Here is a 17,981-nt window from a genome sequence, read left to right on the forward strand (position 1 = left end):
AATGGGTGGAACGAACTTTGGTGCTGCGTCCTAGGAAGCCGGCGTTTTATTCAACGCAAGCCACGACGAGCGAGTGATCGGCATTCTAACGACAGGCCCGAAGCCGATATTTCTTCAATGCGACAACAAATTACAGAAGCACCGAGAAAGCGGATCTAGCACATTGACAGCCCCACAAATTCATGCAAGAGCAAAAGAAGGGAAACCGATCTATGCTGCAAATAGCGGGCCCATTATTCGCAAACCCTTCTAATCCGGCAAGCACAGCGTGTCGGCTTATTTTATCCGAGGCCAGGAAAGGCCCTGAAACAGGGCTTCGCGTTTCACATCGCCCCGTTGTGGCGCCTTTGGTTACACATTTCTAAACATCGGTAACGTTCGGACACCTCCTACTTTAAACGCCGATATTTATTCATTCGCCGAACCTGTGGTGAGGAAGCTTGCTCCCGATGGGTTGCGAAGCAGCCCCAAACGGTCAGTCGAGCACCGACCTGTGACGAGGGGATTTATCCCCGTTGGGTCGCGAAGCGGCCCTGAAACCAGGCAACGCGGTGTATCAGGAAGAATGAGTTGGGGATCTGGGGCCGCTTCGCAGTCCAACGGGGATAAATCCCCTCGCCACAGGTTTGGTGCTCGACAGCCATAAAAAAGCCCCGCCAGGCAAATGCCAGGCGGGGCTTTCAAAGGTCACAAACCGCCGTCAGGCGACGTTCATGGTCTTGTGCGTCTCGATCAGGTGCGCCACCACACTCGGATCGGCCAAGGTGGAGATATCACCCAACCCGTCGTATTCCGCCGTGGCGATCTTGCGCAGGATGCGGCGCATGATCTTGCCGGAACGGGTCTTCGGCAGGCCCGGGGCCCACTGGATAACATCCGGCGAAGCAATCGGACCGATTTCCTTGCGCACCCAGTTCTTCAATTCCAGGCGCAAGGCTTCGCTGGTTTCTTCGCCGGCGTTCAGGGTGACGTAGACATAGATGCCCTGCCCCTTGATGTCGTGCGGCACACCGACCACTGCCGCTTCGGCGACTTTCGGGTGGGCGACCATGGCGCTTTCGATCTCGGCCGTGCCCATGCGGTGGCCGGACACGTTGAGTACGTCATCCACCCGACCGGTGATCCAGTAGTAGCCGTCCTCGTCGCGACGCGCACCGTCACCGGTGAAGTACATGCCGCTGAAGGTCTTGAAGTAGGTATCGACAAAACGGTCGTGGTCACCGTACAGCGTACGGGCCTGGCCTGGCCACGAATCGAGGATCACCAGGTTGCCTTCGGCGGCGCCGTCGATCAGGTTGCCGAGGTTGTCCACCAGCGCCGGCACCACACCAAAGAACGGACGCGTGGCCGACCCCGGTTTCAGCGCCGTAGCACCCGGCAACGGGCTGATCAGCACGCCACCGGTTTCGGTCTGCCACCAGGTGTCGACGATCGGGCAACGTTCCTTGCCGACATTCTTGTAGTACCAGTCCCAGGCTTCCGGGTTGATTGGCTCACCCACCGAACCCAACAGGCGCAGGCTGCTGCCATCGGCGCCTTCGACAGCGGCGGTGCCCGAAGCCATCATCGCGCGGATAGCGGTTGGCGCGGTGTAGAGGATGTTGACCTTGTGCTTGTCGATGACCTTGGCCACCCGAGTGATATCCGGGTAGTTCGGTACGCCTTCGAACAGCAGCGTGGTCGCGCCGTTGGCCAGCGGGCCGTAGACGATATAGCTATGGCCGGTGACCCAGCCGACGTCGGCGGTGCACCAGTAGACGTCGCCTGGCTTGTAGTCGAACACGCGCTCATGGGTCAGCGCCGCATACAACAAGTAGCCGGCCGTGGTGTGCTGCACGCCCTTGGGCTTGCCGGTGGAACCGGAGGTGTAGAGGATGAACAGCGCCTCTTCGGCGCCCATTTCCTTCGGCGCACAAACGGTACCGGCGACTTTCATCAGGTCTTCGTACCAGATGTCGCGGTGCTGGTTCCACTTGATGCCGCCACCGGTGCGCTTGCACACGATGACTTTCTGGATGCTGCTGGTTTCCGGGTTGGTCAACGCATCATCGACGTTGGCCTTGAGCGGGATCTTCTTGCCGGCGCGAACGCCTTCGTCGGCGGTGATCACCACCTTGGATTTGCAGTCGATGATCCGACCGGCCAGCGCTTCTGGCGAGAAACCACCGAATACCACCGAGTGGATCGCACCGATTCGGGCACAAGCCAGCATGGCGACCACGGCCTCGGGGATCATTGGCATGTAGATCGTCACCACATCGCCGCGATGCACGTCCTGGCCGCGCAGGGCGTTGGCGAACTTGCAGACTTCTTCATGCAGCTCGCGATAGGTGATGTTGCGGCTCTCGGCAGGGTCATCGCCCTCCCAGATAATCGCCACTTGATCGCCGCGCTCGGCCAGATGACGGTCGAGGCAGTTGTAGGAAACGTTCAAGGTACCGTCGGCGAACCATTTGATATCGACATGGTGATCGTCGAAGGACGTCTGCTTCACCTTGGTGAAAGGCTGGATCCAGTCGAGGCGCTTGGCCTGCTCGCGCCAAAAGCCATCCGGGTTGACCACCGACTGTTGGTACATGGCCTTGTAGGTTGCCTCGTCAGTCAACGTACTGGCCGCAACCTCGGGGCGAACGGGATACACAGAAGCCGAACTCATCTTTCTTACCTCGGTGACATAGTTGTTTTTGTATGGTCCCGTTGTAGCCCGGGGCGGGCCTATAGAACCATTCGACGATGGTAGTAACAAGTCCCTACAAAATGTCGGTACTAACGGGCAAGGCCCTGTCCGCAGGTATTTTCCCGTGAGAGAGAGAGCTCCCTCCCACAGTTTGTCGTACGCCACAGAACCAATGTGGGAGCGAGCTTGCTCGCGATGAGGGCGACACATCCAACATAGATGCCACAGCCCCCCCACCACCTGTAGCGATTATTACCAGATCAACCAACAGTGTTTATCAAAACCGAGTCTTTTTGTGCCCACCCCTGCCCCCTAAAATCCATCTCGCCAACCGGCAAACACGATTAACGCAACACAGCCCCCACGAAGGCCGTTAATCCAACCTCCAAAACCTGCTCCACACGCAACCCCAAAAAGGTTGCGTGACCCCATTCGACCTCAAGAAAGGTGAATCAGATGAAAGCTTTATGGGTTCTGGTCCTCGGCAGCCTTTGCGCCACCGCAATGGCAGACGAAGTCCCGACCGATGTCGCACAGCAAAAACCAGCCATTGAGGAGTACACCTACTCCACCCACCTGGACATCGCCAAAGTCATCTCCATGAGCGACATCCCGAACGTCTGCGAAGTGGTCCCGGCGAAGATGGAATACGACGATTCCAAAGGCCAGCGGCACATCCTGCGTTACAGCGTCATGGGTAACGGCTGCTCCAACGGCTGATCAACGTCTAAACGAACCAGGCACCTATTATGAAAATCAAACTGTTCTTCGCCCTGATCCTGTCCGTGCTGGCTGCGCATACCTTTGCCGCCGACGGTTTTGATCGCACCGGTTCCGCCACCGTCGCTGAAGATGGCTACGACCGCACTGGCTCCGCCACTGTCGCCGCCGACGGCTTCGACCACACCGATTCAGCTCGCATCGGTTGATCATTAATGGCATTTTCCATGGCCCGGTTTCGATCGGGCCTGGTTGTGTCTGGAGCCGCCGAAAACCCTCCATAAACACAACATGTAGTGCAAAACCGTAAAAAACGCTCGTTTTTTGATCAAAAAAAACCTCCAGCCGACCCATGCAAAAAAAATCTTCAGCGGCCAAAGCCTTGTAAACCCTCGCTCCCACGCGGGAATGCCACCCACCAGCTCCTTCGTGGGCCATTTCGCCGCAGCACGTAGGCAAAAAAGTCCTTATAATGCCGCCTTAAACGGGCCTGCAATATTCCCTTACAGGGGATCACGCCAGCCTGAAGCCTACGCAGAGGCTCACCGCCTCCTTGTGTACACAGCCGCTTCAGAATGACCCGTACATTTTTCTGTTTATTGCCTGCGTCAGCTGCTGCAACAAACGATTTTTCAAGATCCACCGCGGCCAGTAGGCCTTCATCGGGCATCTGGCCCTCACGCAGGAGACGACACGTCATGCTGAGCTGGGACGAATTCGACAAAGAAGACGGCGAAGTTGCTGTAAAAGGCGCCAACGCCGGCCACGCTTCTGAAGCCAACATGGACCGCCTCGACAGCGCCGGCGGTGCCGCCGCCCTCGAAGCCCGGGCCGTGACGGCCAGCGACTCGGCCGCGATCATTCGCGCCAAGGCCGCCCTCGACAAACTCGACGTCGCCGAAGGCCTCGCCGAACTCGAAGGCGCCTCTGCCCGTGTCGCCGTCGATGAAAAGCGCATGATCAACTGCCGCGCCGACCTCAACCAGCTCGTGCCGTTCAAATACGATTGGGCCTGGCAGAAGTACCTGGACGGCTGCGCAAACCACTGGATGCCGCAAGAAGTCAACATGACCGCCGACATCGCCCTCTGGAAAACCCCGGAAGGCCTGACCGACGACGAGCGCCGCATCGTGATGCGCAACCTGGGCTTCTTCTCCACCGCCGACTCCCTGGTCGCCAACAACCTGGTCCTGGCCGTGTACCGCCTGATCACCAACCCGGAATGCCGCCAGTACATCCTGCGCCAGGCGTTCGAAGAGGCGATCCACACCCACGCCTACCAGTACTGCATCGAATCGCTGGCCATGGACGAAGGTGAAATCTTCAACATGTACCACGAGATCCCATCGGTCGCGAAAAAAGCCGCCTGGGGCCTGAAATACACCCGTTCGATCTCCGATCCGAAGTTCGAAACCGGCACCCCGGACACCGACAAAGAGTTGCTGCGCAACCTGATCGCCTACTACTGCGTCCTGGAAGGCATCTTCTTCTACTGCGGCTTCACCCAGATCCTCTCCATGGGCCGCCGCAATAAAATGACCGGCGTCGCCGAGCAGTTCCAATACATCCTGCGCGACGAATCCATGCACCTGAACTTCGGCATCGACGTGATCAACCAGATCAAAATCGAAAACCCGCACCTGTGGGATGCCGAGATGAAGGAAGAAGCGACCCAGATGATCCTGCAGGGTACGCAGCTGGAGATCGAATACGCCCGCGACACCATGCCTCGTGGGGTGTTGGGGATGAATGCGGCGATGATGGAAGACTATCTGAAGTTCATCGCTAACCGTCGTTTGTCGCAGATTGGTCTTAAAGAAGAGTATCCAGGGACGACTAACCCGTTCCCTTGGATGAGCGAGATCATGGACTTGAAGAAAGAGAAGAACTTCTTTGAGACGCGAGTGATTGAGTATCAGACGGGTGGGGCGCTGAGCTGGGATTGATTTCGAGAGAGAAATCCTGAGCTGAACCACCAGCGACTTAACTTAAAACCCCGTGAAAACGGGGTTTTTTGTGTTCCGCAGAAGCCAAGCCACGTTTAACTCTGGCGCAGGCGCGATACCTTTGCCCTACGAAAAACTCAGAATCCTTCCGCATTGACGCCGTATCGCCTCGTTACCTATCTTAGTCGCAGGTGCCTAAGAAACGCCCAACGTAGTAGCTGATCGCCAAACATAGAAGCGCGTACCGTCTTAGAAGACGTATGCAACTCTGTATTGCGAAATAGCTTGTTGGGATTTTCTTACATCCTCTACGTCGGGCTCGCGCCGCTAACTTCAAACGTAGAGGTACGGTATGCCCAAAACACTCCACGCTGCTCTCCGCTCACCTCGGAGACCCATCATTTCCGATGCTTACGTTCCCGCAGTATTCACCCGCCACAACCTCCACCTGCACGCCCTCCTCCTGGAAAACCAACCCTGGTTCTGTGCCCGCGATCTCGGACGGTTGATGGGCGTGCATCTGAACGACCGTATGGTCAGCAAACTTGATGAGGACCAGCGACACGTTTTTTTGATTCGTTACCACGGCCAGCCTGAGAAGCGGCTGATGCTCAGTGAGTCTGGTGTATATGCCCTACTGGTTTACCACTATGTGCCAGGGAATCGTTTGTTGCGTGAGTGGCTAACACATCAAGTGGTGCCGGCATTACGGGACGCGCAGTCAAGCGATACCGATCAGCCGATGCTGAGTGTTTTGGATTGGCCAGAGATGTCCCTGAGTCTGCTGCATTGGCAAAACGACGGCTGGATTCGGCTTCGGGATATGCCGTATCTACTGCTCAATCGGACTCGAGGCCGAACGAAGGCGGCTAAGCCTTGGTGGCGTAGGTTGCGTGAGGCGTTTCACGTTCCTGGGCATTCCGTTTCTTAAGAGTGTCCCAAACGAGGTCAGTACCTTCTCTGTAGGAAATTTCGTAGACAGCCGTAATAGCCAGTCAGTATCGTCCGAGGGTTTTTAACCCTCGGCGACTGTATGGATACTCGAAAGGAAAAAAGCGGCTGGAGCGATGAAGAACTTGAGGCCTCGGTTGATGCTTATCTGAAAATGCTCGACCGAGAATTAAACGGCCAGACCTTCAAGAAGTCGATTGAAAACCAGCGCCTGCGTGACGGACCGTTGGGCAAGCGCAGTGCCTCATCGGTTGAGTACCGCATGCAGAATATCTCGGCGGTGTTGGAGCAAATGGGGCTGCGGCGGATCAGCGGCTATATGCCCGCCAAGAACATTGGCGCAGGCGTGGCTCAACGAATCCGTAAGGTGCTCGCTAATAAAGCGATACCTGACGCGGGCGAATTTGCTCCGACCGCTGATCAGCAGACGTTGATCAGCCGAGCTTCCAAGCTGCAAAAGAAAGGGCTCAAGATCGAACCATCAGGGAACCCAAATCCCCAACAGGTCAGCACGACTACGATGCCCTACGTTCGAGATCCTAAAGTCCGAGCTTGGGTTGCTGCGCTAGCTAAAGGGGTCTGCGAAGGTTGCGGTCAGAACGCACCGTTCGAGGTGGACGGGTTGCCGTTTCTTGAAGTGCATCATGTGAAGCATCTGGCTCTGAATGGCTCGGACAGCATTACCAACGCGGTAGCGCTTTGCCCGAATTGCCATCGACGCTGTCATCTTGCCAGTGACAGAGAGGCTTTCACTTTGTCGCTGTATCAGAAAGTTGGTCGACTGGTCGTTGAGTGAAAAACACTCCGTTGGGGTGGGGCTGCTTCAGCCCAGCGAGGCAAGCTTCCACGCCACGGGTGTTTGGCGTTGAGGCTGGGGTTGTTGCTCACTCTCACAGGTTTTGCGATGTGTTGAAACAATATCAGTGTTCCGTCCCCCCCTTACAGTCGTACCCCTCGGGCCATACTAGACGGCGCTATCTGCAAAACTCACGCTTTTGACACCTATACCACTGAGTGGTAGCTTTGTACTCCAAAGGGAAAGCTTATGCCAATGAGGGTATTCAAAACGAAGACCTTTGCTACCGCAGCAAAGAAAGCAAAGATCACAGATGCTGATCTCTGCAAGGCGGTGCAGGAAGTCGTCAACGGACAAGCCGATGATTTGGGCGGAGGTGTTTGGAAAAAGCGCCTCAATGAGAATCGTCACCGCTCGATCATTCTTGCCAAAGGTCGTAGCTATTGGGTGTATCAGTTCCTGTTTGCTAAGAAAGACCAGGACAACATCACTAAAAATGAACTGGCCGCGTTTAAGAAGCTTGCTGATGCCTATAAAGGTTTGAGCAAGGAGCAAGTCCAGCTTCTGCTGGACGGAAAAGAATTTGTGGAGATATGCAATGGCGAAAAAATTCAAAAGTGAGGCTTTCGATTCGATTCATAGCTCGGCTGAGGCGCTGCTGAAAATCGGCGCTATCGACAAGGCCACCATGCGGGAATTCGATGAGGCCTGCATTGCTGAGGTGCCTGCTGAAATCCCGCCTGCTCAGATCAAGAAGATTCGTCTGCGCAGCCACGTCAGTCAGCCGGTTTTTGCCCGCTACCTGAACACAAGCGCATCGACAGTTAAGCAGTGGGAGGCTGGTGACAAGCGTCCTGGAGGGATGGCTCTTAAACTGCTCAGCATCGTGGAGAAACATGGCCTCGAAATACTGGCCTAAAAGGCCACGTTGTGAGATATGCCGGCGGCACTGGTTGATGATCTGTTTAGCCAGCACGAATTCTGGTGGCGGAAGTATCTCGGGTTTTGCAAGGGTTTTGAGGCTCAATCTAAAGCCGTCGTCCGTGTTCGAGCGACGGCTTTTGTTGGCTTTATGAATTGGGGGCTGCTTCGCAGCCCAGCGGGGATAAATCCCCTCGCCACAGGGTCATCATCAAGCTGGAGGAATATCAATAAAATCTCCTCGGGCTCTGTCCATGGCCGGTGCACTGCTACAAATTTTGCTCCCAGCTGAAAACAGTCAGTGCAACCCACCCCGCCTCCCGCTATTAATACCCTTCCCCACTCAAGGACCCGAGCCCGTCATGAAATTCGACCTCGCCTACTGCCGCAGCCTCGACGACAAGCTGTCGATCTATGACGTGCGCGATTTGAATTTCGACGAGACGGTGGCGTTCGATTCCGCGAAAGAACAGTTCCAGTGCCCCAACGACGCCTGTCGAATGGCGTTTGATGCGGCGAATGTGTTGGGGACGTTCAACGCCAAGAATGTGAATTACGTGCGCACCCCGCATTTCAAGAACATCCCCAGCACCCGGCACACCGAGGGTTGTCCTTATGTCAGCCTGAAGACACCGGCATCGGGCCTGGAGGCGGATGGGGCGGAATCGGATGACGGTCGGGAGGAGCATTTCCCTTCGGAGTTGTTGCTGACTCGGCGTGAGTATGTGCGCAAGCCGTCCAGCCCGGCGGTGGTGGCGGACGTGATACGCGATGAGCGCCTGCCTTCAGCCGCCAGGCATGACGAGCATCTGGGCCGTGATTCGGCGCCGGACAAGACCCATGTCTTCGCCCATCCGGTGGAGTGCTTCGTGTCGAACTTCGAGGACAAGGATCTGCTCAAGCGCATGCCGCTGAAGATTGGCGAGCACACGGCGCCCTATGGCTCGTTCTTCAAAAAGATCGAATACTTGCAGGACAACAAAGGCTTGATTTACTGGGGCAAGATCAAGGAGATCAAGGACTACACATTGAGCTTTCGCATCGATTTCGAAGCAAAGGTCTGGTTCAAGCAACCGGACGAGGCGAAGAAGAAACCTTACTCAGTCAACGTTTACCTGAACAAGAAGCTGATCGATAACTACCGCAAGCGCAAAGCGTTCCTGGAAGAGATCAAGCACGCCGCCGACAGTGATGCGCCGTTGTATTGCTTCTTTTATGGCGTGACACCGGAGTTGAAGCAGGTGCCGAGCAAGAAAAACCCCGACCAGACGTTCGGGGTGTTCAGTGCCAATATTGAGAATCTGGATCACTTCATTATTCGCGAAGCGCCGGGGTTGGCAGGTCAATAACGCCCCTACCCCAGCAACATCCCACCCATCACCAACATCAACAACACCACATACACCCGCGCATGCAGCCGATCCGGTATCCGCCCGATCCACGGTGTTGCCAGGCGGAGGCCCAATAGCGCGCCGAGCGTGAGTACAGCAAAGGCCAGCAAGTCGACATAACCGACAAACCACGGCCCAAGGTCTGTTCCGGTAAACCCGGCCAAGGCCATGTAGGTCACGGTGCCGGCCAAAGCGACAGGCAAGCTCAGTGGGTTGGCCATGGACGTGGCCTGGGACATGTTCAAGCCACATCGGCGCAGCAGCGGCACGGTCATGACACTTCCGCCAACACCCAGGAAGGTGGCAATGATTCCGACAGCAGCGCCACCCAACGTCGTCTCCATCGCCGACAGGGGTCGTGGGACAGCATCGCTGGCGCGTGTCAGAAAACCTTGTCGCAGCAGGCAATCCAAAATGGTCAGGCCCAAATAGGCAATAAAGGCGTAGCGAATAATCTCGCCGCTCATCCAGGTGGTAGCCGTTGCGCCGAGGATCGCGCCCAAGGCGATGAAGGCGCCGAACGGCCACAAGTATTGACGAAGCAACTGACCGGCGCGGTGATGTTTTCGAGTGGCGACCAGGGCGTTGACGATCATGACGCAAGTGGAAGTGGCCACGGCGATGTGCATCGCCGATTCACCGATAACGTCACCTGCGTGACGCGCCATCAACAGGCGGTAGATCAAGGGCACCACGACAAAACCGCCGCCGAACCCGAACAGCACGGCGGTCATGCCACTCAGGCAGCCGAAACAGGTGAGCAATAGGTAGAACATCCAGGGAAGTCCGTGGAATGGGGAGGCGTCCACGATAGGTAAACGAGGGTTGGCCCGCTGTAGCAAACCTGCCAATAATGTTCGCGCTTACGCCAATCGCGAGTCCCCCTTCGATGCGCAACACTTCGATCGATTTATTGGATGCAACGCCCAGGGCCATCGTCGCCATTGGCACCGATTACCCCCACGGGCATTTGCTGCCGTTGCACCATCATCGTCGGGCACAGTTGCTGTATGGCGCCACAGGCGTGATGCAGGTCAGCACGGTGGAGGGCAATTGGGTGGTGCCGCCGCAACGGGCGGTGTGGATTCCGCCGGGGGTCGCCCATGAGGTGTTGATGGTGGGCGTCAGTACACGCAGCCTTTATATCGAACCGGCCGCCGTGACGGCCATGGACGCGCATTGCCAGGTCATCAGCGTCTCGCCCCTGATGCGCCAGTTGCTGATGGAAGCCGTGGAGCTTGCCCCAGACTATGACGAGGCTGGACGGGACGGCGCATTGATCAATCTGCTGCTGCACGAACTGTTGCGCAGCGCCCATTTACCGCTGCACCTGCCACTGCCCAAGGACCCGCGCCTGCTGGGCCTGTGCCAGGCGTTCCTCAAACATCCCGACGCCCACGCCTCGCCCGCACAATGGGCCGCGCAGTTGCCGGTCAGCCTGCGTTCGTTCAATCGGCTGTTCAGCCGGCAAACCACGCTGAGTTTCAGCCAATGGCGACAACGGGCTTGCGTGATGTCGGCGCTGCCACGCTTGGCTGAGGGCCACTCGGTGACCCGCATTGCCCTCGACCTGGGCTACGACAGCCCTGCGGCGTTCTCCACCATGTTTCGCCGGGTGCTGGGTCAAGCCCCGAGCGCCTGGCAGGAAGCGGCCGCTGGTCATTGATCAAAAAAATGAGATTGATCCGGACTCAAAACAACTGTACAAAAACACAGTATATTTTGAACCCGCCGCTTTGGAGAACTCCCATGGCCTCTCTCGCAATCAAAACCACCCTGCAACGTATCGCTGTCTATCAATTCACCCCTGCCCATAGCGCGCAGGCCCGAGCCATGCTCGGTTGGAGTGTCGAGGAGTTGTCGCGGCAGTCCGGCGTCTCAGTCCAGGCCATCCGGCGCTTCGAAGCCGGGGGCGAATTGCTCGACGTGACCCGCCTGGCCCTGGCCTTTCGGCTGGAATCCGAAGGCCTGGTGTTCTTTCCCGGCTTCGCGCCGGGGCGTGGCATGAACATCAAGGGCGCCACGCCAGACCCGATGGAGCGGCCAGACTACGCCATGATCGAATGATCGATGCGTCGGGGGTCAGGCCATGTCGGGCTGGTCCTGATAAGCCGAGGGCTCCGCATCCAGCCACCAGGCCCGGCCACGTTGCGGCTGCGTCAGGGTGAATGCTTCGCCCATTTGCGGCGTGGTGATGCACACGTTGCGTTCCCAGGCCAGGGCCAGGATGCGATCGAAGGGTTCGTACCAGGCATGCATAGCCAGGTCGAACGTACCGTTGTGGATTGGCAGCAGCCAATGGCCCTTTAGATCTATATGGGCCTGCAGGGTTTGCTCAGGTTGCATGTGCACATGGGGCCAATCGACGTTATAGGCGCCGGTTTCCATCAACGTCAGGTCGAAGGGGCCGTATTGCTCGCCGATGCGTTTGAAACCATCGAAATAGCCGGTGTCGCCACTGAAGAAAATCCGGGTGGCGCCATCGATCATCACCCACGACGCCCACAAGGTGCTGTTGCTGTCGAACAAGCCGCGACCGGAAAAGTGTTGGGATGGCGTGGCAATGAACTCGATACCCTCCACCTCGGTGCCTTGCCACCAATCGAGTTGACGGACCTTGCTGGCGTCGACGCCCCATTTGATCAGGGTGTCACCGACGCCAAGGGGGGCCAGGAAATGGCGAGTCTTGGCTGCAAGCTTCAGGATGGCCTGATGATCGAGATGGTCGTAATGATCATGGGAAAGGATCACCGCTTCAATCGGCGGCAGCTCTTCCAAGCTGATGGGCGGCTGATGAAAACGCTTCGGCCCGACCCATTGCACGGGTGAAGCGCGCTCGGAGAAAACGGGATCGGTCAGCCAAAACTTGTCCCGTAGCTTGAGCAGCACGGTGGAATGACCCAGGCGCCAGACACTGTTGTTCGGCGCGGCCAGCAAAGTGGCGCGCGTCAGTGGTTGGACCTCAATGGCGCCCGCAGGCCGTGTGGCGCGCGGTTTGTGGAAGGTCATGTTCCAGATGATGCGCAAGGTGGTGCCGAACCCTTGCCGCGGGGTGAAGGTATGATTGCGATACTTGCCCTGTTCATGCCGGGACGAAGGCTGGGCAGACGGGTTGTCGGTCGAGATAGAGGGAGTGGTCATGGTGCGATAACTCCAAGGACGTCGTCGCAATTGCGCTTCGCCTTTGTGGGACGCTGGATGGCCGTTGCATGCACGCTCAGCCGCTTGAGTCATAAACTACACCGCTCGGTGTAGTTTCTAGATTGCATGAATCTTGTGAGCAAGTAAACTGCTGAGTGTAAATCCTCCCCTCTCCACCCGACGAATGCACATGACCGTACCGCAGCGCCTTACCGAGCGAAAACGCGAAGCCATCCTTCAAGCCGCGATTGCCGAATTTCGCAGCAGCGGGTTCGAGATCACCAGCATGGACAAGATCGCGGCGACCGCCGGCGTATCAAAGCGCACGGTGTACAACCACTTCCCCAGCAAGGAAGCGCTGTTTGCCGAGATTCTGAATCGGTTATGGCACAGTATTACGGCAGAACAGGACGTGTCCTACAGCTGCGAAAAACCTCTACGAGAGCAACTGCAGGCTTTGCTACAAGCCAAGCTGCGCATGCTGGCGGACGAGAATTTCCTCGACTTGGCGCGCATCGCCATTGCCGCAACGATTCATTCCCCCGAGCGAGCCCAGGACATGGTTGGGCGCATGGGCGAGCGCGAAGAAGGCCTGACTGCCTGGATTCGCCTGGCCCAAGCCGATGGCCAGTTGAAGCCCGTGGAACCGGCATTTGCTGCCCAGCAAATGCACGGATTGCTCAAGACATTCGCCTTCTGGCCACAGATTTCCATGGGCCAGCCGAGCCTGACCGAGGATGAACAGATACACGTGATCGAATCGGCCCTCGACATGTTTCTGAGCCGCTATCAGGTCTGAGCCTCAGCCGCTCCTGAACAAAGCATTCCCGCAGGACGAAGGTTTACTGCGCCGGCGGCTGCACGAATTTCTCATGCATCTCAGTCGTGAGGCTGTCGATGCGCTCGGTCAATGCCTTGGTCATTTCCGTCAGGCGGGTGTTCTGTTCCAACAATTCGAGCAACTGCGCGGTGTTTTGCGCGGCCTGGGCCTGGCGTTCACTGTTGGCGATGGCCAAGGCTTCGCGATGTTGGGCATCGGCTTCCGCCTGGGCCTTGTCCCGCGCAGCCTGGCGGGTTTGCGCCAGCAGGATCAAGGGGGCGGCATAAGCCGACTGCAGACTGAACGCCAGGTTAAGCAAAATGAACGGGTAGGCATCGAAATGAAAGACCCCCATCAGGTTCAGGCTGACCCATAACAGTACGATCAAGGTTTGCGCACCGAGGAACATCGGTGTTCCGAAAAAGCGCGCGAACGCTTCCGCACGCAGTGCAAAGCGGTCATTGCCAAAAGTCGGTGCCAAATGCGCGTGAGGGCGATGAAAACGTAAGTGATCAACGGGAGCGGTTGTGGTGGGTTGGGGGTTCGTCATCGTGATGTTCTCTGCCAGGAATGGGGCTTAAGGCACTATACCGCTGCTGGTCAAGGTCAGCGTAAATGCAAGTTGCGCCCCAACTCATCGAACAACGTCACCACCGAACGCAAGGCGCGGCAGTCCGGGCGGGTCAGGAGCCAAAGCGCGGTGTCATACCCTGCCAGCGGCTCGCCCAAAGGCATCAGGCCCTGGTTTTCATCGATCAGAAAGTCCGGCAGCGCCGCAACCCCCAAGCCGGCCCGTACCAGCTCGGAGACCGAGAGCATGCTGTTACAGCGATAGGCAGGCATCACGCCGGGTAAATGTTGGCGGCGCCAGGCCACGGTGGGGTGATCAGGGAGGAAATCGTCCGGCGCAATCCAGGCCATGGCGGCTAAATCATCTGGATTCGCCGAGCGCAGATAGGTGGCGCAAGCACATACCCGATAAGCCACATTACCCAGGTTGCGACCGACCAGGTGTTCCGGCGGCGTACGGGTCAAGCGCAACGCGATGTCGGCATCACGACGACTCAGGTTGGCGAAATCGTTCGAGGTGCTCAACTCTAGGGTCAACGCCGGGTATGCGGGCATGAACCGCGCCAGCGCGGGCAGCAACAAGGCTTGCAGGACCGCGTCAGTGCACGTCAGGCGCACCGTGCCGCTGACGACCTCGCCCCCCTGCTCTACGCCGATACGTGCTGCCTCCAGAGCCTGTTCGGCGCGCTCGGCCTGTTCGGCCAGAGCCTGGGCCAGGCTCGTAGGCAAGTAACCGGTACGGCTTTTTTCGAACAAGGGTTGGCCCAGTGCCGCCTCGAGCCGGCGTACCGAACGAAAGACCGTGGACACGTCCACTTTCAGCAACCGCGAAGCCCGAGCCAGTGAGCCGCCACGGACCAGCGCCAGGATCAGGGAAAGATCGGGGTAATCCAGACGATAGTGCGTCGATGCATTGATCACTTGGGGAAATGCCAATATTGATTGCGTGAACGCCAATCTATAGTGGCAACCAGGAATCAACAAGCGGCGAGCCTCCCATGGAAAACCAGCGTCCTTTGCACATCGCCCTGGTCGGCGATCACGACCCACACATCACCGCCCACCGGGCGATCCCCATCGCCCTGGAACAGGCCGGCAAACAAACCGGTCATGCCATTCGTTTCCAGTGGCTGGCAACCGAGCTGATCGCCGACCACTCGCTGCTGAATGACTTCAATGGCGTCTGGTGTGTGCCGGGCAGTCCTTATCGAAACGAAGACGGCGCTTTGCGTGCCATCCGTTTTGCCCGCGAACAACGCCGCCCTTTCCTCGGCACCTGCGGCGGTTTTCAGCACGCGGTGCTGGAATATGCCCGCAATGTAATGGGCTGGTCCGATGCCGCCCATGGCGAGACCGCTCCTGAAGCGGAACGGGTATTGCTGACGCCGCTGAGCTGCGCCTTGGTCGAAACCATCGACAGCCTCCAACTCGAGGCGGATTCCTTGATCGCCAGGGCCTACGGTCGCCAGACGGTATTCGAGGGCTACCATTGCCGCTTCGGGGTCAATCCACAATTTGAACGCGACTTGCTGGGCGAGCGCTTGCACGCCGTGGCCCGGGATTCGATCGGCGACTTGCGAGCCGTGGAACTGCTTGATCATCCATTCTTTGTGGCGACGCTGTTCCAGCCTGAGCGCGCAGCCCTGGAAGGTCGCGTGCCGCCGCTGGTCCGTGCATTTGTCGAAGCCTGTGCCAAGTCAATGTCATAGCACCACCCTCGGCAAAAACGCCAAACCCGTGGGAGCGAGCTTGCTCGCGATGGCGGTATGACCAGTCACGGTGATGTTGGCTGATCCACCGCTATCGCGAGCAAGCTCGCTCCCACAGGGTCTTCTGTTCAATTCAAGGGCGAGGCTCAGCCCTCCACCAATTGCCGCACCGCCACGATCTCCGGCAAATCACTGCGCGCCATGTACACCCGCAAGGGTTCGGTGAGGTTGATCCGATCGTCGATGTTCTGATCCAGCAATAACTGGATCCGCTCGCGCTTGAGGGCCATGGTGCCGTCTGTCACGGGAGTCCAGACAAATTCGCTGGTGGGGATGATGCCGTCGTCGGCCACGTCCATGCCGAAGGCGTCTTCGCTGAACCGCACGATATATTGGCCGGTCTTGCGGTTCAGACCGACAAAACCCTTGAGCTGGTCGGCGGCCTGGCAGATGAATGTCGAAGTGGTGCGCATGGTAAACCTCATGGATGCGTCCCTCGGGACGTCTGATCGATGGTTTACACACAAGGCAAGTGAACGCTGGCTTCAGGTTTCCCTCTGCCGGGGAAACTGGTGCGGCCAAGGGTACTGCAAAGCATCCTGAAAAGGCGTGGGAAAAATCTGCTTTACACACATTTATGTCGGTATAGCGATAGCGCCGGTAGCGTTCAGTTGTTAAAAGAGTGGTCTTTCAAACCTACGAAAGGATCTCGAGCATGCCTGTCACGTTCACTCGCAGCGCCTTGATGCTGAGCCTGTTGCTCGGCTTCGGTCAGACCCAGGCCGCCGAGGCCCCGAGCCCCAAGGCCCTGGCGGCCCTTCAGGGCATTCCTCATCCAGCGGTCATCGCCCACCGCGGCGCCTCGTTCGACGCGCCGGAATCCACCGCCGCTGCCTACAAGTTGGCTCGCGACCTGGGCGCCGATTACCTGGAACTGGACCTGCAACGCAGCAAGGACGGCGTGCTGTTCGTCCTGCATGACGACAGCCTGCTGCGCACCACGGATGTCGCGACGAAATTTCCCGAGCGCAAGGACAGCACCGCCAACGCGTTCACCATGGCGGAACTCAAGACGCTAGATGCCGGCAGCTGGTTCAACGCGGCCTACCCGGACCGCGCCCGCCCGTCGTTCGCGGGTCTGAAAATCCTCACCCTCGATGAAGTGATCGACATCGCCGAGGGCAACCCGCAACAAAAGCCGGGGCTGTACATTGAAACCAAGGCGCCGAAGCTGTTCCCCGGCATCGAGCGCGATCTGAAGGACAAATTGCAGGACCGCGGCTGGCTGATCCCGTCCGGATCCAAACTGGCCAAGCGCTCCACAGGGGTCGGCCAAGGCAAGGGCAAGGTGGTCTTGCAGACCTTCGAAAAGAGTAGCCTCGAACTGCTGCACAAAGAGATGCCGAAAGTGCCGAAGATCCTGCTGTTATGGGTCGGCGAAGGCAACATCGAGCCCAAGTCCAAGGTGCCGTTTGCCGAATCCGGCGAGAAGGACAAGGCGGCCTATTACGCCAAGCAAGAGCCCAAGGACAAGGCTGAATTCGAGCAATGGGTCCAGTACGCCAAGGCCCAGGGCGCCATCGGCACCGGACCGTCCGCAGCGTTGACCCATGGCGGCAGCCAGAGTTACTCGGACCTGGTCCAACCTTGGATGAACAAGTACACCCATGACCAGGGTCTGCTGGTGCATGTCTACACCGTGGACGAAGCCGTGGACTTCAAGAAAGTCATGGATGCCGGCGTCGATGGCATCTTCACCAACCGCGCCAGTGAACTGCTCAACTACTTCAAGCGTCCCGACACGGGCAGCGTGGCGCAGTTGTTGGAGAAGAACGGTTACTGACCCGAACACGCCCATGGAACAACGACGTTAGTCCCATGGGCTTTATCCTGTTTTTCAAAAGCTTTTCGAATTAAGGGTGAATTAAGTTGCCAGAGATAATCTGAACCCACTTAAACGACTCACCCCTTAATGACACCAAGGAAAGCACTTATGAAAACGTTGACTGCCCTGTTCACCGCTGCCGCATTGACCCTCACCGCTGGCTTGGCCCAGGCTGACGTTCGAATCGATCAGGTCCCTGACCTGGTCAAAAGCGGCAAGATCAAGTCTCTGGAGTCGATGAACGCAGAAGCCCTGAAGTTGCACCCGGGTGCCACCATCACCGACACCGACCTGGATAACCACTTCAACGGTTATGAGTATGAAGTCGAATTGAAAACCGCCGACGGCAAAGAGTTTGACGTTGACTTCGATGCGACGACCGGCAAAGTACTGAGCGACAAACAAGACACTTGATTCATCGGCAAAAAAGAGCCGCGCAACTTTCGAGTTGCGC

Annotated in this window: 21 protein-coding genes; 14 read left to right on the plus strand and 7 right to left on the minus strand. The window is 57.8% G+C overall.

Translation table 11 applies throughout. The features are described 5' to 3' along the window. Positions 1-700: 700 nt before the first annotated feature. Entirely contained in the window at positions 701-2,656 is a 1,956-nt protein-coding gene (acs, locus tag LOY70_RS22895; RefSeq protein ID WP_265029415.1) for an acetate--CoA ligase, read from the minus strand. A 477-nt stretch (positions 2,657-3,133) separates the two neighbouring features. Here acs and LOY70_RS22900 point away from each other — a divergent pair, with 477 nt between their 5' ends. Together LOY70_RS22900 and LOY70_RS22905 are read left to right on the plus strand one after the other, a co-directional pair. Further along, positions 3,134-3,397, plus strand: a complete 264-nt coding sequence (locus LOY70_RS22900; protein ID WP_025215112.1) for a DUF2790 domain-containing protein — start codon at positions 3,134-3,136, stop codon at positions 3,395-3,397. A gap of 29 nt (positions 3,398-3,426) precedes the next feature. After that, positions 3,427-3,606, plus strand: coding sequence for a hypothetical protein (locus LOY70_RS22905; RefSeq protein WP_265029416.1), 180 nt, complete (start codon positions 3,427-3,429; stop codon positions 3,604-3,606). A gap of 158 nt (positions 3,607-3,764) precedes the next feature. On the opposite strand, the gene LOY70_RS22910 is transcribed toward LOY70_RS22905, so the two are convergent. After that, a complete protein-coding gene (locus LOY70_RS22910; RefSeq protein WP_265029417.1) occupies positions 3,765-4,067 on the minus strand; it encodes a hypothetical protein in 303 nt (100 codons plus the stop codon). Positions 4,068-4,095: 28 nt separating this feature from the next. Between LOY70_RS22910 and LOY70_RS22915 the strand changes: the two genes are divergently transcribed. The 6 genes from LOY70_RS22915 (at position 4,096) to LOY70_RS22940 (ending at position 9,360) form a co-directional block, all read left to right on the plus strand. Continuing rightward, entirely contained in the window at positions 4,096-5,343 is a 1,248-nt protein-coding gene (locus LOY70_RS22915) for a ribonucleotide-diphosphate reductase subunit beta (protein WP_025215114.1), read from the plus strand. Between the two features lie 400 nt (positions 5,344-5,743). Then, the gene (locus LOY70_RS22920) at positions 5,744-6,274 is read left to right on the plus strand and encodes a Bro-N domain-containing protein (protein WP_265038159.1); all 531 of its coding nucleotides are present in this window, start codon (positions 5,744-5,746) and stop codon (positions 6,272-6,274) included. Positions 6,275-6,376: 102 nt separating this feature from the next. After that, positions 6,377-7,090 carry an HNH endonuclease signature motif containing protein gene (locus tag LOY70_RS22925; RefSeq protein ID WP_265029418.1) on the plus strand — a complete coding sequence of 238 codons (714 nt, stop codon included), beginning with the start codon at positions 6,377-6,379 and terminating at the stop codon, positions 7,088-7,090. Between the two features lie 249 nt (positions 7,091-7,339). Continuing rightward, positions 7,340-7,711: a type II toxin-antitoxin system RelE/ParE family toxin gene (locus LOY70_RS22930; RefSeq protein WP_092345609.1), complete on the plus strand. Its 372-nt coding sequence runs from the start codon at positions 7,340-7,342 to the stop codon at positions 7,709-7,711. After that, positions 7,689-8,009, plus strand: coding sequence for a helix-turn-helix domain-containing protein (locus LOY70_RS22935; RefSeq protein WP_265029419.1), 321 nt, complete (start codon positions 7,689-7,691; stop codon positions 8,007-8,009). The genes LOY70_RS22930 and LOY70_RS22935 overlap by 23 nt, the downstream gene beginning before the upstream one ends. A 364-nt stretch (positions 8,010-8,373) precedes the next feature. Beyond that, positions 8,374-9,360, plus strand: a complete 987-nt coding sequence (locus LOY70_RS22940; protein WP_265029420.1) for a hypothetical protein — start codon at positions 8,374-8,376, stop codon at positions 9,358-9,360. 5 nt (positions 9,361-9,365) lie between these two features. Here LOY70_RS22940 and LOY70_RS22945 read toward each other — a convergent pair whose 3' ends face one another. Further along, positions 9,366-10,178 (minus strand): sulfite exporter TauE/SafE family protein, encoded by an 813-nt coding sequence (locus LOY70_RS22945; RefSeq protein WP_265029421.1) that lies wholly within the window; start codon positions 10,176-10,178, stop codon positions 9,366-9,368. Between the two features lie 113 nt (positions 10,179-10,291). Between LOY70_RS22945 and LOY70_RS22950 the strand changes: the two genes are divergently transcribed. Both LOY70_RS22950 and LOY70_RS22955 read left to right on the plus strand, forming a co-directional pair. Further along, the gene (locus tag LOY70_RS22950) at positions 10,292-11,068 is read left to right on the plus strand and encodes an AraC family transcriptional regulator (RefSeq protein WP_265029422.1); all 777 of its coding nucleotides are present in this window, start codon (positions 10,292-10,294) and stop codon (positions 11,066-11,068) included. Between the two features lie 83 nt (positions 11,069-11,151). Further along, positions 11,152-11,469, plus strand: coding sequence for a helix-turn-helix domain-containing protein (locus tag LOY70_RS22955; RefSeq protein ID WP_025215121.1), 318 nt, complete (start codon positions 11,152-11,154; stop codon positions 11,467-11,469). A 15-nt stretch (positions 11,470-11,484) separates the two neighbouring features. On the opposite strand, the gene LOY70_RS22960 is transcribed toward LOY70_RS22955, so the two are convergent. Further along, the gene (locus LOY70_RS22960) at positions 11,485-12,543 is read right to left on the minus strand and encodes an MBL fold metallo-hydrolase (protein WP_265029423.1); all 1,059 of its coding nucleotides are present in this window, start codon (positions 12,541-12,543) and stop codon (positions 11,485-11,487) included. Between the two features lie 190 nt (positions 12,544-12,733). Here LOY70_RS22960 and LOY70_RS22965 point away from each other — a divergent pair, with 190 nt between their 5' ends. Then, positions 12,734-13,342 (plus strand): TetR/AcrR family transcriptional regulator, encoded by a 609-nt coding sequence (locus tag LOY70_RS22965; protein WP_265029424.1) that lies wholly within the window; start codon positions 12,734-12,736, stop codon positions 13,340-13,342. Between the two features lie 43 nt (positions 13,343-13,385). Here the strand turns inward: LOY70_RS22965 and LOY70_RS22970 are convergent, their stop codons facing one another. Together LOY70_RS22970 and LOY70_RS22975 are read right to left on the minus strand one after the other, a co-directional pair. Continuing rightward, positions 13,386-13,913 (minus strand): DUF1003 domain-containing protein, encoded by a 528-nt coding sequence (locus LOY70_RS22970; RefSeq protein ID WP_265029425.1) that lies wholly within the window; start codon positions 13,911-13,913, stop codon positions 13,386-13,388. Between the two features lie 56 nt (positions 13,914-13,969). Next, positions 13,970-14,917, minus strand: a complete 948-nt coding sequence (locus tag LOY70_RS22975) for a LysR family transcriptional regulator (RefSeq protein WP_265029426.1) — start codon at positions 14,915-14,917, stop codon at positions 13,970-13,972. A 14-nt stretch (positions 14,918-14,931) separates the two neighbouring features. On the opposite strand from LOY70_RS22975, the gene LOY70_RS22980 reads away from it, so the two are divergent. Further along, positions 14,932-15,642 carry a CTP synthase gene (locus LOY70_RS22980; protein ID WP_265029427.1) on the plus strand — a complete coding sequence of 237 codons (711 nt, stop codon included), beginning with the start codon at positions 14,932-14,934 and terminating at the stop codon, positions 15,640-15,642. 146 nt (positions 15,643-15,788) lie between these two features. Here LOY70_RS22980 and LOY70_RS22985 read toward each other — a convergent pair whose 3' ends face one another. Then, entirely contained in the window at positions 15,789-16,115 is a 327-nt protein-coding gene (locus tag LOY70_RS22985; RefSeq protein WP_123346396.1) for a DUF2025 family protein, read from the minus strand. A 242-nt stretch (positions 16,116-16,357) separates the two neighbouring features. Here LOY70_RS22985 and LOY70_RS22990 point away from each other — a divergent pair, with 242 nt between their 5' ends. Then, entirely contained in the window at positions 16,358-17,485 is a 1,128-nt protein-coding gene (locus LOY70_RS22990; protein WP_265029428.1) for a glycerophosphodiester phosphodiesterase, read from the plus strand. A gap of 150 nt (positions 17,486-17,635) precedes the next feature. After that, positions 17,636-17,941, plus strand: coding sequence for a PepSY domain-containing protein (locus LOY70_RS22995; RefSeq protein WP_265029429.1), 306 nt, complete (start codon positions 17,636-17,638; stop codon positions 17,939-17,941). Positions 17,942-17,981 lie beyond the last annotated feature (40 nt).

Source organism: Pseudomonas sp. B21-054, assembly GCF_026016345.1.
In the GTDB taxonomy this organism is placed as follows: Bacteria; Pseudomonadota; Gammaproteobacteria; order Pseudomonadales; family Pseudomonadaceae; genus Aquipseudomonas.

What these genes read in the sequence shown, in the direction of transcription:
- LOY70_RS22995 (WP_265029429.1), top strand. Translation starts at nt 17,636, where the DNA reads ATGAAAACGTTGACTGCCCTGTTCACCGCTGCCGCATTGACCCTCACC.
- LOY70_RS22930 (WP_092345609.1), top strand. Translation starts at nt 7,340, where the DNA reads ATGCCAATGAGGGTATTCAAAACGAAGACCTTTGCTACCGCAGCAAAG.
- LOY70_RS22905 (WP_265029416.1), top strand. Translation starts at nt 3,427, where the DNA reads ATGAAAATCAAACTGTTCTTCGCCCTGATCCTGTCCGTGCTGGCTGCG.
- LOY70_RS22915 (WP_025215114.1), top strand. Translation starts at nt 4,096, where the DNA reads ATGCTGAGCTGGGACGAATTCGACAAAGAAGACGGCGAAGTTGCTGTA.
- LOY70_RS22965 (WP_265029424.1), top strand. Translation starts at nt 12,734, where the DNA reads ATGACCGTACCGCAGCGCCTTACCGAGCGAAAACGCGAAGCCATCCTT.
- LOY70_RS22900 (WP_025215112.1), top strand. Translation starts at nt 3,134, where the DNA reads ATGAAAGCTTTATGGGTTCTGGTCCTCGGCAGCCTTTGCGCCACCGCA.
- LOY70_RS22935 (WP_265029419.1), top strand. Translation starts at nt 7,689, where the DNA reads ATGGCGAAAAAATTCAAAAGTGAGGCTTTCGATTCGATTCATAGCTCG.
- LOY70_RS22990 (WP_265029428.1), top strand. Translation starts at nt 16,358, where the DNA reads ATGCCTGTCACGTTCACTCGCAGCGCCTTGATGCTGAGCCTGTTGCTC.
- LOY70_RS22970 (WP_265029425.1), bottom strand. Translation starts at nt 13,913, where the DNA reads ATGACGAACCCCCAACCCACCACAACCGCTCCCGTTGATCACTTACGT.
- LOY70_RS22925 (WP_265029418.1), top strand. Translation starts at nt 6,377, where the DNA reads ATGGATACTCGAAAGGAAAAAAGCGGCTGGAGCGATGAAGAACTTGAG.
- LOY70_RS22985 (WP_123346396.1), bottom strand. Translation starts at nt 16,115, where the DNA reads ATGCGCACCACTTCGACATTCATCTGCCAGGCCGCCGACCAGCTCAAG.
- LOY70_RS22945 (WP_265029421.1), bottom strand. Translation starts at nt 10,178, where the DNA reads ATGTTCTACCTATTGCTCACCTGTTTCGGCTGCCTGAGTGGCATGACC.
- LOY70_RS22980 (WP_265029427.1), top strand. Translation starts at nt 14,932, where the DNA reads ATGGAAAACCAGCGTCCTTTGCACATCGCCCTGGTCGGCGATCACGAC.
- LOY70_RS22955 (WP_025215121.1), top strand. Translation starts at nt 11,152, where the DNA reads ATGGCCTCTCTCGCAATCAAAACCACCCTGCAACGTATCGCTGTCTAT.
- LOY70_RS22940 (WP_265029420.1), top strand. Translation starts at nt 8,374, where the DNA reads ATGAAATTCGACCTCGCCTACTGCCGCAGCCTCGACGACAAGCTGTCG.
- acs (WP_265029415.1), bottom strand. Translation starts at nt 2,656, where the DNA reads ATGAGTTCGGCTTCTGTGTATCCCGTTCGCCCCGAGGTTGCGGCCAGT.
- LOY70_RS22950 (WP_265029422.1), top strand. Translation starts at nt 10,292, where the DNA reads ATGCGCAACACTTCGATCGATTTATTGGATGCAACGCCCAGGGCCATC.
- LOY70_RS22910 (WP_265029417.1), bottom strand. Translation starts at nt 4,067, where the DNA reads ATGCCCGATGAAGGCCTACTGGCCGCGGTGGATCTTGAAAAATCGTTT.
- LOY70_RS22960 (WP_265029423.1), bottom strand. Translation starts at nt 12,543, where the DNA reads ATGACCACTCCCTCTATCTCGACCGACAACCCGTCTGCCCAGCCTTCG.